The 12,484-nt window shown below is 61.9% G+C and carries 10 protein-coding genes; 2 read left to right on the top strand and 8 right to left on the bottom strand.

Going from position 1 to position 12,484, the window contains the following annotated elements; translation table 11 throughout:
* Positions 1 to 296: 296 nt before the first annotated feature.
* The 8 genes from H8F23_RS02185 to H8F23_RS02220 form a co-directional block, all read right to left on the bottom strand.
* Complete coding sequence (locus H8F23_RS02185) at positions 297 to 1,298, bottom strand: response regulator (protein ID WP_093436712.1); 1,002 nt, start codon at positions 1,296 to 1,298, stop codon at positions 297 to 299.
* Positions 1,299 to 1,346: 48 nt separating this feature from the next.
* The gene (gene cheB / locus H8F23_RS02190) at positions 1,347 to 2,357 is read right to left on the bottom strand and encodes a chemotaxis response regulator protein-glutamate methylesterase (RefSeq protein WP_194933267.1); all 1,011 of its coding nucleotides are present in this window, start codon (positions 2,355 to 2,357) and stop codon (positions 1,347 to 1,349) included.
* The gene (locus H8F23_RS02195) at positions 2,354 to 4,642 is read right to left on the bottom strand and encodes a hybrid sensor histidine kinase/response regulator (RefSeq protein ID WP_194933268.1); all 2,289 of its coding nucleotides are present in this window, start codon (positions 4,640 to 4,642) and stop codon (positions 2,354 to 2,356) included. The genes cheB and H8F23_RS02195 overlap by 4 nt, the downstream gene beginning before the upstream one ends.
* Positions 4,639 to 5,322, bottom strand: a complete 684-nt coding sequence (locus H8F23_RS02200; protein WP_194933269.1) for a chemotaxis protein CheW — start codon at positions 5,320 to 5,322, stop codon at positions 4,639 to 4,641. Before H8F23_RS02200 ends, H8F23_RS02195 begins: the two co-directional genes overlap by 4 nt.
* Positions 5,319 to 6,590: a CheR family methyltransferase gene (locus tag H8F23_RS02205; protein WP_194933270.1), complete on the bottom strand. Its 1,272-nt coding sequence runs from the start codon at positions 6,588 to 6,590 to the stop codon at positions 5,319 to 5,321. Before H8F23_RS02205 ends, H8F23_RS02200 begins: the two co-directional genes overlap by 4 nt.
* A complete protein-coding gene (locus H8F23_RS02210; protein WP_194933271.1) occupies positions 6,587 to 7,123 on the bottom strand; it encodes a chemotaxis protein CheW in 537 nt (178 codons plus the stop codon). The genes H8F23_RS02205 and H8F23_RS02210 overlap by 4 nt, the downstream gene beginning before the upstream one ends.
* Positions 7,123 to 8,745 carry a methyl-accepting chemotaxis protein gene (locus H8F23_RS02215; RefSeq protein WP_194933272.1) on the bottom strand — a complete coding sequence of 541 codons (1,623 nt, stop codon included), beginning with the start codon at positions 8,743 to 8,745 and terminating at the stop codon, positions 7,123 to 7,125. Before H8F23_RS02215 ends, H8F23_RS02210 begins: the two co-directional genes overlap by 1 nt.
* A 292-nt stretch (positions 8,746 to 9,037) precedes the next feature.
* Positions 9,038 to 9,760, bottom strand: a complete 723-nt coding sequence (locus H8F23_RS02220) for a tellurite resistance TerB family protein (protein ID WP_194933273.1) — start codon at positions 9,758 to 9,760, stop codon at positions 9,038 to 9,040.
* Between the two features lie 177 nt (positions 9,761 to 9,937).
* Here H8F23_RS02220 and H8F23_RS02225 point away from each other — a divergent pair, with 177 nt between their 5' ends.
* Both H8F23_RS02225 and H8F23_RS02230 read left to right on the top strand, forming a co-directional pair.
* Positions 9,938 to 10,852, top strand: a complete 915-nt coding sequence (locus H8F23_RS02225; protein WP_194933274.1) for a LysR family transcriptional regulator — start codon at positions 9,938 to 9,940, stop codon at positions 10,850 to 10,852.
* A 131-nt stretch (positions 10,853 to 10,983) separates the two neighbouring features.
* Positions 10,984 to 12,441, top strand: coding sequence for a gamma-aminobutyraldehyde dehydrogenase (locus H8F23_RS02230; RefSeq protein ID WP_194933275.1), 1,458 nt, complete (start codon positions 10,984 to 10,986; stop codon positions 12,439 to 12,441).
* Positions 12,442 to 12,484 lie beyond the last annotated feature (43 nt).

Consider the following 12,484-nt stretch of genomic DNA (forward strand, 5'->3'; position numbering starts at 1 on the left):
GTTGGCGAACTTTTGAAAGCCGGCGAGTATAACGTAATCAGGCTGTGACGGCAGCCCGTCTGGCGGGTGTGGGGATCATTAAAGCCTTTGCCCTCACCCTAACCCTCTCCCAGAGGTAGAGGGGACCGATTGGGGGATATTTGAGAGGTACGCCGACGTGAAAGGGCTTTGCCGAATCAATGATCGCCACGCTTACAGATCCATAATCGCCGAGGTCTTTCAGGTCGATGCAGAACCCAAGACACCTCGGTCTGCCCCCTCTCCCTCCGGGAGAGGGTTGGGGTGAGGGCCGGCCGTTACTCGATCCCGACCTGATTACGCCCATTGTTCTTGGCCAGATACAACCCACGATCCGCCGCCGAAATCAGCAACCGGCAATCACTGCCCGCCTGCGGCACCATCGTCGCCAGACCAATACTGATGGTCAGGCTCGCCCCTTCCGCCGGGGTGTTGTGCGGGATTTTCAAGGATGCCACGGTCTGGCGCAGTTTCTCCGCGACCAGCCGCGCGCCGCCCGGCGAGGTGTTCGGCAGCACCAGCACAAACTCCTCACCGCCATAACGCGCCGGCAGATCCGACGGTCGTGCGCTGGCCTCGCGGATCGCCGTAGCGACCTTGCGTAACGCTTCATCGCCTTCAACGTGACCAAAGCTGTCGTTGTAGGACTTGAAGTAATCGACGTCGATCATCAACAGCGACAACTGACTCTGTTCCCGCAACGAGCGGCGCCACTCCAGTTCCAGGTACTCGTCGAAGTGCCGGCGGTTGGACAGCCCGGTCAGGCCGTCGGAGTTCATCAGGCGTTGCAGCACCAGATTGGTGTCGAGCAATTGCTGCTGGCTGACGCGCAGCGCGCGGTACGCGGCATCGCGCTGCAGCAAGGTCATGTACGAGCGCGAGTGATAGCGGATGCGCGCCACCAGTTCGATGGTATCCGGCAGTTTCACCAGGTAATCGTTGGCGCCGGCAGAGAACGCCGCGCTCTTGATCAGCGGGTCTTCCTTGGTCGACAGGACGATGATCGGGATGTCCTTGGTCGCCGGGTGATTGCGGTATTCGCGCACCAGGCTCAGGCCATCGAGGCCGGGCATCACCAGGTCCTGGAGGATCACTGTCGGTTTGATCCGCACCGCCTGGGCAATGGCCTGCTGCGGGTCGGAGCAGAAGTGGAAGTCGATGTTTTCTTGATTCGACAGCCCACGGCGCACCGCTTCGCCGATCATCGCCTGATCGTCCACCAACAACACCATGGCGGCGTTTTCGTCGGTTTTAATGTCGTCGATCTGTAAGTCATTCATGGGCGGTCACCTGAGTACTGCGGGGGCCAGGATTGCGGATAAACCTGTTCATTTGGGAAAAACCTCCAGCAATCGTGGCGCTATCTTTTCCAGCGCACGGATTTCAACCGCGGCATCGATCGCCGCGGCAGCCTTGGGCATGCCGTACACCGCACTGCTTTGCTGATCCTGCGCGATGGTCAAATAACCCTGCTGGCGCATGAGCTTAAGCCCTTGCGCGCCGTCGCGCCCCATCCCGGTCAATAAAACCCCGATCGCGTCGCCGTTCCAATAACTGGCGACACTGTCGAAAAACACATCGATCGAGGGGCGGTAGATCTCGTTGACCGGCTCGGCGGTGTAGGCCAGCGTGCCGTTTTTCAACAAGCGAATATGGTGATTGGTGCCGGCCAGCAACACGGCACCGGCCTGCGGCGGTTCGCCTTCACGGGCCAGGCGCACATCGAGGCCACTGGCGCTGGCCAGCCATTCGGCCATGCCGGCAGCAAAGACCTGATCGACATGCTGCACTAGCACAATCGCCGCCGAGAAATCCTTGGGCAAGCCTTTAAGCAGCACCTCCAGCGCCGCCGGACCGCCTGCAGATGAGCCGATCGCCACCAGTCGCTGACACGACGCAGAACTGCGCTGGGCCGTCGGCGTCGGCCGCGAACGCGTGGGTTTCTCGCCGATCAGCCAGCCGATATTGAGGATCTTGCGCAGCAACGGCGCCGCCGCTTCCTGGGCATTGCCGGCGCCGAGCGCCGGGGTATCGACCACGTCCAGCGCGCCGTGGCCCATGGCTTCGAAGACCCGGTGCACGTTCTGCTGGCGGTCGACCGTCACAATGACGATCGCGCACGGGGTTTCGGCCATGATCCGGCGCGTGGCTTCGACGCCGTCCATCACCGGCATGATCAGGTCCATCAGTATCAGGTCTGGGGTATTTTCGGCGCACAGTTGCACCGCCTCGGCGCCATTGCGGGCGACCCAGACCACCTGATGCGCCGGCTCGAAGGCCAGCGCCCGGCGCAGGGCCTCCACCGCCATGGGCATGTCATTGACGATTGCGATCTTCATGCCCGCGCTCCTCCGATCAGCTCGACCACTGCGTCGAGCAGGGCGTCGTCATGAAAACTGGCTTTGGCCAAATAATAGTCGGCGCCGGCATCGAGGCCACGGCGGCGGTCCTCTTCACGGTCCTTGTACGACACGACCATCACCGGCAGCGATTGCAGGCGGTTGTCGCGGCGCAGCAGCGTGACCAGCTCGATGCCGTCCATGCGCGGCATGTCGATGTCGGTGATCAGCAAATCGAAGTCCTCCGAACGCAGCGCGTTCCAGCCGTCCATGCCGTCCACCGCCACCGCGACATCGTAGCCGCGATTGAGCAGCAGTTTGCGTTGCAGCTCGCGCACGGTCAGCGAGTCGTCAACCACCAGCACCCGCTTGCGCGCCGCCTCGGCAGCTTGATTGCCGCGACGCGCGATGCGCTCAAGGCGCCCGGTATTGAGCAGTTTGTCCACTGAGCGCAGCATGTCTTCGACGTCGACGATCAGCACCACCGAGCCGTCATCAAGCAAGGCGCCGGCGGAGATGTCCTGCACTTTGCCCAGACGCTCATCGAGCGGCAAGACCACCAGCGTGCGTTCGCCAATAAAGCGCTCCACGGCAACGCCATAAACCGCATCACGCTCACGGATCACCACGACTTTGAGGGTTTCACCACTGTTCTGGCTGGCCGGACGATTCAGTAACTGGCTGGCCGCCACCAGTCCGACGTGCTGGCCTTCGTGCCAGAAATGCTGACGGCCTTCGACCTGCACGATGTCCTCCGGCGCCAGATCGCACATGCGCTCGATGTGCGCCAGCGGGAAGGCGTAGGCCTCTTCGCCAACTTCCACCACCAGACTGCGCACCACCGACAAGGTCAGCGGTACTTCCAGATGAAAGCGACTGCCCTCGCCCGCCGTTTGCTCCAGCACCACGGCCCCGCGCAACTGGCGAACCATGTGCTGAACGGCATCGAGGCCAACGCCCCGCCCAGACACTTCGGTGACCGTGTCGCGCAAGCTGAAACCAGGCAGGAACAGGAACGTCAGCAGTTCTTCTTCGCTCAGTTGCGCAGCGGTTTCGGCTGGAGATAACTGCCGCTCGACAATGCTGCGGCGGACCGTCTCCAAGTCGACACCATTGCCGTCATCGCTCAACTCCAGCACTAGCAGACCGGCCTGATGCGAGGCGCGCAGGCGGATCAGGCCTTCTTCCGGTTTGCCCTTGAGCAGCCGTTGCTCCGGGGTTTCGATGCCATGATCGACCGCGTTGCGCAGCAAATGCGTCAGCGGTGCTTCGAGCTTTTCCAGCACATCGCGATCGACCTGGGTTTTCTCGCCTTCGATCTCCAGGCGTACCTGTTTGCCGAGGCTGCGACCCAGATCGCGGACCATGCGCACCTGACCGGTGAGCACATCGGCAAAGGGCCGCATGCGGCAGGCCAACGCCGTGTCGTAGAGCACTTGTGCGCGCTGGCTGGCCTGCCAGGCGAACTCGTCGAGTTCGGCGTTTTTCTCGCTAAGCAATTGCTGGGATTCGGCGAGCAAACGGCGCGCGTCTTCCAAGGCTTCGAGCGCTTCAAGGCTCAGCGCGTGCTCCTTGAGGTGCACGTTGAGATTTTCCAGCGCACGCAAGCCGTTGTTCTGCATGCGTTTGAGGCGCTGCATGGTCGCCAGATGCGGTTTGAGGCGCTGGGTTTCCACCAGCGACTTGCTCGACAGATCGAGCAAACTGTTCAGGCGTTCAGCGGTGACCCGCAGCACCCGTTCGCCACCTTCGGTGGTGCGTTTGCTTTTGCGTGGCGCCGGTTCAGAGGGTTCGACCGGGGCTTCAATGATCGGCGCTGGCGTCAGTTCAAATACGGGCGGCGCTTGAAGTTGCAACTCGGCCATCGGCGGCGCAACAAACGCTGCCAGCGGCGTCGACGGATCGAGCAAACCCGCCATCAACGCCACGTAAGTTTCAATATCGCTCGGCTGCGGCGCATTGGTCGGGGTGGCGATGCGCATCAGCAAATCGGTGCCCTGCAACAGCGCATCGATGTGTTCGGGCCGCAACAACAAGCGCCCCTCCTGGGCGCTGACCAGGCAATCTTCCATGACATGGGCGACGCTGACGCCGCTATCGATGCCAACAATTCGCGCCGCGCCTTTGAGCGAATGCGCCGCGCGCATGCACGATTCCAGTTGATCGGCCTGGGTCGGGTTGCGCTCCAGGGCCAGCAATCCGGCGCTGAGCACTTGGGTCTGGGCTTCGGCTTCAAGGCTGAACAGCTCAAGCAGCGAGGCGTCGCGCATTTGCTCGGGGGTCATGTGAGGCTCCGGGTCACGGCGGACAGCAGCTGTTCTTCATCCAGCCAACGCAGGCTGCGACCGCGATACTGCAGAACACCACGGGTGTATTTGGCACTGGCTTGCGCGCCGGATTGCGAGGCGGCATCAAGAATGCGCTCGTCGATGGCATGAATACCGTCGACCTCATCCACCGGCACCACCACCGGCCCGCCACGGGCGGTGATGATCAGCATGCGCGGCATGATGCGCGCGCCGGTGGCTGGCGCGGCGTTGCCATCCAGATCGAGCAATTCAACCAGCGACAGGCAGGCCACCAGCGCACCACGCACATTGGCCACACCGAGCAATGCGCGTGAGCGCTGGTGCGGCAGCGAGTGAATCGCCTGCAGTGGCGCGACTTCGACGAGGCTGCGCGTCGCCAGCCCCAGCCATTCTTCGCCGAGACGGAACATCAGCAACGAGCGGGTTTTCACATCGCTTTCGACAGCGATCGCCACCGGGTCGCGTTCGTCCTGTTGCAACGCATAACGGTCGAGCAGGCGCGTGGCGGCGGCGGAATACACCGAACAATTGCGGCAATGAATATGCTCTTCCAGCAGCGGACAGGACTTGTCGCCGTGAATGCCGATGCGGTTCCAGCAATCGTCGATGGCCCGGGCGTCTTCGTGGGTGACGTTCAAGGTGTCGGACGGGATCATCGTTTACGCTCACTGTCGGCGGTGCGGCCGCTGCGGGCGGCACGCTCCTGCAATCGTCTGGCACCCGCTGTATCGCCCTGGGCCTGCAACAACGCGGCCAGGTGCATCAACGCTTCAGGGTGTTGCGGTTCGAGGTACAACGCCTTGCGGTAGAAGCCCTGAGCTTCGAGGGTCAGGCCGGCGACGTCGCTGAGCAGACCGAGCCAGTAAAACACCTGAGCCACCGGTTCATGGCTGCGCAGATACTGTTCGCAGGCCGTCCGGGCTTCAGCGCTTTTGCCTTCGTTGGCCAGCGCGGCGATATTGGCCAGCAGGGTCGCCGCATCCGGGTTCGCGCCTTTGCTGGCGGTCGACAGTGGCGTCACGGAGGCAAACGGTCGCTGGCGCACCAGCGCTGGCGGTATGCTGCGTGGCGGCAGACTGACAGGCAACGTGACAGGTTTAGGTGTCGGCAACGGCTCGGGGTGCGGATCGTTGTGGCGGCTGAACGCGAAGGATTGCGGGATACCGATCGAACGCATGCCCAAGCGCCCAAGCAAACTGCCCTCGGCCGGCCCGATAAACAGCACGCCATCGAAATGGGTCAGGCGCTTGAGCACCTCGAACACCTGCTTCTGCGTCGGCTGGTCGAAATAGATCAGCAGGTTGCGGCAGAACACGAAATCGAACGCTGGCTCGCTGGTCAGCAGCGTCGGATCGAGCACATTGCCGACCTGCAAACGCACTTGCTCACGCACATAGTCATTGACCCGATGGCCGTCCTGCTCAGGCGTGAAATGCCGTTCGCGAAAGTCCAGATCCTGGCCGCGAAACGAATTCTTGCCATACAGCGCACGCCGCGCCTTCTCCACCGACAGCGGGCTGACGTCCATGCCATCGACCTTGAACTGATGCGGTTTGAGCCCGACATCGAGCAAGGCCATGGCAATCGAATAAGGCTCTTCGCCGGTGGAACACGGCAGGCTGAGGATGCGCAGTGCGCGCATGTTGTTCAGTTCAGCGAGACGATTGCGCGCCAGTTTGCCCAGCGTGGCAAAGGACTCTGGATAACGGAAAAACCACGTCTCGGGGACGATCACCGCTTCGATCAGCGCCTGTTGCTCGTCTCGCGAGCCTTGCAGCAATTGCCAATACTCATCGGCATGCGCGGCTTGCGACAGCGTTGTGCGCTGGCGCACAGCGCGCTCGATGATCGCCGGGCCAACCGAGGTCACATCGAGGCCGATGCGCTCCTTGAGAAAGTCGAAAAAGCGCTGATCACTGCTCATGCCTGCGCCTCAAGCTGCGCCGGACTCAGCGGCGGATCGGGGAACAGCAACCTGCGCACGGCGTCATCGAGCAAGTCATTGACCCGAACCCATTGCACCAATCCCTGGGCATCTTCACGCACCGGGCCGAGGTACGGCGCCGCGCGGTTGTCGAGGCCGTAAGGCTGGAATTCCTGAGGATGGCAACGCAAGGTGTCGGTGGCCTGTTCCAGAATCAGCCCGAGCCATTGCGCGGGTTGCGCTTCATCCGGCCGATAATTGACCAATACCAGACGGGTGCTGGTGCGCGCCTCGGCGGGATGACCGAAGGTCAGCGCACTGAGGTCGATCACCGGCACCACCGCACCGCGATAGGCAAACACCCCGGCGACCCACTGCGGCGCCCGGGCGATTGGCTTGAGCGGCAGGCGCGGCAGCACTTCCGCCACTTCGGTGGCGCGCAAGGCGTAGCGCTCGCTGCCGATGCGAAACAGCAGGAATAACGCCGGCTTCGCCACCTGCGCGGCGCTGCGTTTGGCGAGGATTTCGCTCATCAGACTTTGAATCGCGAAACGCCGCTGCGCAGCCCGACGGCCACCTGGCTCAGTTCGTCGATGGCGAAACTGGCCTGACGCAGGGACTCGACGGTCTGGCTGCTGGCATCGCCCAACTGCACCAGCGCGTGGTTGATCTGCTCGGCGCCGGTGGCCTGGGCCTGCATGCCTTCGTTGACCATCAACACCCGCGGCGCCAGCGCCTGCACCTGATGGATGATCTGCGACAACTGCTCGCCGACCTGCTGCACCTCGGACATGCCACGGCGCACTTCTTCGGAGAACTTGTCCATGCCCATGACACCCGCCGACACCGCCGACTGGATCTCACGAACCATCTGTTCAATGTCGTAAGTGGCCACGGCGGTCTGATCCGCCAGACGCCGTACTTCGGTGGCAACCACGGCAAAACCGCGACCGTATTCACCGGCCTTTTCGGCTTCAATCGCTGCGTTGAGCGACAACAAGTTGGTCTGGTCGGCAACCTTGACGATGGTCACCACCACCTGATTGATGTTGCCGGCCTTCTCATTGAGGATCGCCAGTTTGGCGTTGACCAGATCGGCTGCGCCCATCACCGAGTGCATGGTGTCTTCCATGCGCGCCAGGCCTTGCTGGCCGGAGCCGGCCAGCACCGAGGCCTGATCGGCGGCGGTGGACACTTCGGTCATGGTGCGCACCAGATCGCGCGAGGTGGCCGCAATCTCGCGGGACGTCGCGCCGATTTCGGTGGTGGTCGCGGCGGTTTCGGTGGCAGTGGCTTGTTGTTGCTTGGAGGTGGCGGCGATTTCGGTCACCGAAGTGGTGACCTGCACAGAAGAGCGCTGGGCCTGCGACACCAGCGAGGTCAGTTCGGTCATCATGTCGTTGAAGCCGGTTTCGACGGCGCCGAACTCGTCCTTGCGGTCGAGGTTGAGCCGCGAACTGAGGTCGCCGGTGCGCATGGTTTCGAGGATCTGCACAATGCGGTTCATCGGCGCCATGATCGCGCGCATCAACAGTAAGCCGCAGGCACCGGCCGCCAGCACAGCCACCAGCAGCGAGACGAACATGCTGACCTTGGCCGCCGCCACCGCCTCGTCGATATTGTTCATGGCCTGATCGGCGACTTTCTTGTTTTCACCGATGATGTCGTTGAGTTTCATGCGCCCGGAATACCAGGTTGGCGTGAGCTTGTCGTGGAACAGCCTGACCGCGTCTGCTTCCAGGTTGCGTTTGTGCAAATCAAGCACGGCATCCTGAATCTGAATGTAGGCGTCGTGGTACTTCTCGAACGCGGCGAACTCGGTACGGTCCTCGTCGGTCGCCATCGTCTTGCGATAGTTCTCCATCTGCTCCTGCAAACGCGCCTCGAAAGCCTTGTAGTCGGCCGCGTCCTCGCTGGAAATCCCCTGACCTTCCTTGAGCCCGAGCAGTTCTTGCGTCTGCAGATAGCTGTCGACCCAGGCGCCACGGATCATCGAGCTGTAATAGACGCCGGGAATCGCGTCATCACGCACGCTGTTTTCACTGGCCTCGATCTTCAGCAACCGCGAATAAGAGACGACAACCATCAGCAACATGATGGCGATAATCACCGCAAAGCTCGCCAAAATGCGTTGGCGCAACGTCCAGTTCTTCACAGTGATTCCTCGTGCCTGATCGAAATGCGGAGAGTATAGCCGAGGGCGGTGTCTCATTTATAAGACGCTTTTTAACCCTCGGCCTGTCCGACGGGGTTAGCGAGAAGGCTCTGGGGTGGGACTGTCCGACAATTGCGAGTGGCCGTACCAGTGGGGTAATGGCAAAAAGAGGCGATAGATCGGCCATTGCCGCCGGTGTGCGGCGGAAAATGCCTTCGCGAGCAAGCTCGCTCCCACATTGGAACGCAATCCCCTGTGGGAGCGAGCTTGCTCGCGAAGGGGCCAGCCGGGTTTACACCGATGCGATGCGCACCTGCTTCTCCAGCTCCACCTTCAACCCCGGCTCCAGCTTCAACTGTCGCGCCAGTTCATCCAGATAGCTCTTCTCCATGAAGTTCTCCTCATCCACCAACATCACACTGGCGATGTACATTTCTGCCGCCATCTCCGGCGTGCTCGAGGCCCGGGCGACGTCGGTCGGGTCGAGGGGTTTATTGAGTTCGGCGTGTAGCCAGTGTTGCAGTTCCTGATCGTTGTCGAGTTTGGTGAATTCGCCTTCGATCAGTTGGCGTTCACGGTCATCGATATGGCCGTCAGCCTTGGCGGCGGCCACCAGTGCTTTGAGAATGGCCTGACTGTGTTGCTCGGCTTGCGCAGGTGGCAAGCGATCGAGGGTTTGCGGTTCGCGTTGTGGGGCGGTGCCTTTTTGCGCGTTGTAGTTGCCGTAAGCCTTGTAGGCCAACACACCCAGCGCCGCGAGGCCGCCGTAGATCGCAACTTTGCCGCCGACCTTGCGCACTTTCTTGTTACCGAGCAACAGGCCCATCGCACCTGCGGCCAATGCACCGCCACCTGCACCTGACAGCAGACTGCCGAGTCCACCAGAGCCTGATGCGCCGCCGAGCAAACCGCCCAAGCCACCGGCAGCCGGTTTGTTCTGCGTTCCGCCAGCCTTGTTCTGCAATAGATCCTGGCCGGACTTGAGCAGTTGATCGAGCAATCCACGGGTGTTCATGTTCCGCCTCCAAACAGGGGTTATCCGGATCTATAAGGCCCTCAGCCTAGTTCGAAAGTGCCCCTGTCCGACCTGCGAGTGTGCTTCCAGATGTTGCTCGCCCTGCAGCAGCCCTTCGTGAAAATAGATATACACTCAGGCCAATCTATAAAAACCGCCCACTGGGTAGCCCTTCTCATGATGACCCTGCGTCAGATTCGTCACTTCATCGCCGTGGCCGAGACCGGCTCGATCTCCTCCGCCGCGCAAACCGCGTTCATATCCCAATCGACCCTGACCTTGGCGATTCAGCAACTGGAAGAGGAAATCGGCGTCAGCCTGTTCAGCCGCCACGCCAAGGGCATGACGCTGACACACCAAGGTCATCAATTCCTACGCCAGGCGCACCTGATTCTGGCGACCGTGGATAACGCCAAACGCAGCCTGCAACAGAGCACCGATCAGGTTGCCGGGCAGTTGATCGTCGGCGTAACCAGTCTGGTCGCCGGTTATTACCTGGCGGATCTGCTCACCCGTTTTCAGCGCGCTTATCCCAATGTCGAAATCAGAGTGATGGAAGACGAACGGCCCTACATCGAGCATTTGCTGGTCAGTGGCGAGATCGATGTCGGCGTATTGATCCTCTCCAACCTCGAAGATCGCCACGCTTTGCAGACTGAAGTACTGACTCACTCACCGCACCGTTTGTGGCTCCCGGCCCAGCATCCACTGCTGGAGCACGACAGCATCAACCTCGCCGACGTCGCCCGCGAACCGTTGATTCAACTTAACGTCGATGAAATGGATCGCAACGCCCAGCGTTTCTGGCGCGGTTCCGGGCTGCAACCGAAAATCACTCTGCGAACCGCATCCACCGAGGCGGTGCGAAGTCTGGTCGCCGCCGGTTTGGGCGTGTCGATCCAGCCGGACATGACTTATCGCCCATGGTCGCTGGAGGGCGACATCATCGAAGCGCGTCCGATCGCCGACCTCAATCAGACCTTGGACGTGGGCCTGGCCTGGCGCCGCGGCACCGCGCGTCCCGCATTGGTCGACCCCTTCCTGACTGTCGCGCGCGAGCAACCCCACGGCGGGCGCAAGCCATCTATTTAATCGAATGCTGCCTTCAGTATTTAGTATTTGTCGACCTCGGAGCCGCGCACTAGTCTTGCTGCATCTATAAGACGGTCGGCTCCCCTGTCCAGGGAGCAACAATGGCCACACAAGAAAAGAGATCGCGGAAAATGGCTGGCGCGCAGACCCCGATGTGTACCGCGTTGTTGATTGACGGCGAATTGGTCGCCGGGGAAGGTTTTGTCGAGCCGATTTTCAATCCGGCCACCGGCGAAATCCTCACGCACATCGCCGAGGCCAGCACCGAGCAAGTCGAAGCCGCCATCCTCGCCGCCCACCGCGCCTTTGCCGAGTGGTCGCGCACCACGCCGCAGCAACGTTCGAACCTGTTGCTCGAGATCGCCAACGCCGTGGAAAAACACGCCGACCACCTCGCCCGCCTCGAATCGCTGAACTGCGGCAAGCCGTTGCACCTGGCGCGCCAGGACGATTTGACCGCGACCGTCGATGTGTTCCGTTTCTTCGCTGGCGCCGTGCGTTGCCAGACCGGGCAGCTCAGCGGCGAATACCTGCCGGGCTACACCAGCATGGTCCGTCGCGATCCGATTGGCGTGGTCGCTTCGATTGCGCCGTGGAACTACCCGATCATGATGGCCGCGTGGAAAATCGCCCCAGCCCTCGCCGCCGGCAACACGCTGGTGTTCAAACCGTCCGAACACACACCGCTGTCGATCCTCGCCCTGGCGCCAGCGCTGGCCGAAATCCTGCCGCGCGGGGTGATCAACATCATCTGTGGTGGCGGCGAAGGCGTCGGCAGCCATTTGGTCGGCCACGCGAAAGTGCGCATGGTCTCGCTGACCGGCGATATCGTCACCGGACAGAAAATCCTCCAGGCCGCCGCGAAAACCCTGAAACGCACACACCTCGAACTCGGCGGCAAAGCCCCGGTGATCGTCTGCAACGACGCTGACATTCAGGCCGTGGTCGAAGGCGTGCGCACTTACGGTTACTACAACGCTGGCCAAGACTGCACCGCAGCCTGCCGGATCTACGCGCAAGCCGGGATTCACGACAAATTGGTTGCCGAACTCGGCGCTGCCGTCAGCAGCCTGCGCTTCGCCGGCAAACGTGATGCCGACAACGAGATCGGCCCGCTGATCAGCACCCGTCAGCGCGACCGCGTCGCCAGTTTCGTCGAGCGCGCCCTCAGCCAGCCGCACATCGAACGCGTGACCGGTGCGGCGGTGCACTCTGGTGCCGGTTTCTACTATCAGCCGACGCTGCTCGCCGGTTGCAAACAGAGCGACGAAATCGTTCAGCGCGAAGTGTTCGGCCCGGTGGTGACCGTGACACGTTTCGACGAACTCGCGCAGGCCGTCGACTGGGCCAACGACTCCGAATACGGCCTCGCCTCGTCGGTGTGGACACAGAATCTCGACAAGGCCATGCAGGTTGCCGCGCGCTTGCAGTACGGCTGCACGTGGATCAACAGTCATTTCATGCTGGTCAGCGAAATGCCCCACGGCGGGCTGAAGCGCTCCGGTTACGGCAAAGACTTATCCAGTGATTCGCTGCAGGACTACAGCGTGGTGCGGCACATCATGGCCCGCCACGGCCAGCATCTCTGACTACGCTAATAACAAGCCGCCAACGGCATGCTTCACCGCGTTC

Source organism: Pseudomonas neuropathica, from assembly GCF_015461835.1.
GTDB classification, from domain to species: domain Bacteria; phylum Pseudomonadota; class Gammaproteobacteria; order Pseudomonadales; family Pseudomonadaceae; genus Aquipseudomonas; species Aquipseudomonas neuropathica.

Coding starts and splice junctions, on each gene's coding strand:
- H8F23_RS02195 (WP_194933268.1), bottom strand. CDS start 4,642: ATGACCCCCGAGCAAATGCGCGACGCCTCGCTGCTTGAGCTGTTCAGC.
- H8F23_RS02205 (WP_194933270.1), bottom strand. CDS start 6,590: ATGAGCAGTGATCAGCGCTTTTTCGACTTTCTCAAGGAGCGCATCGGC.
- H8F23_RS02200 (WP_194933269.1), bottom strand. CDS start 5,322: ATGATCCCGTCCGACACCTTGAACGTCACCCACGAAGACGCCCGGGCC.
- cheB (WP_194933267.1), bottom strand. CDS start 2,357: ATGAAGATCGCAATCGTCAATGACATGCCCATGGCGGTGGAGGCCCTG.
- H8F23_RS02220 (WP_194933273.1), bottom strand. CDS start 9,760: ATGAACACCCGTGGATTGCTCGATCAACTGCTCAAGTCCGGCCAGGAT.
- H8F23_RS02225 (WP_194933274.1), top strand. CDS start 9,938: ATGATGACCCTGCGTCAGATTCGTCACTTCATCGCCGTGGCCGAGACC.
- H8F23_RS02230 (WP_194933275.1), top strand. CDS start 10,984: ATGGCTGGCGCGCAGACCCCGATGTGTACCGCGTTGTTGATTGACGGC.
- H8F23_RS02185 (WP_093436712.1), bottom strand. CDS start 1,298: ATGAATGACTTACAGATCGACGACATTAAAACCGACGAAAACGCCGCC.
- H8F23_RS02210 (WP_194933271.1), bottom strand. CDS start 7,123: ATGAGCGAAATCCTCGCCAAACGCAGCGCCGCGCAGGTGGCGAAGCCG.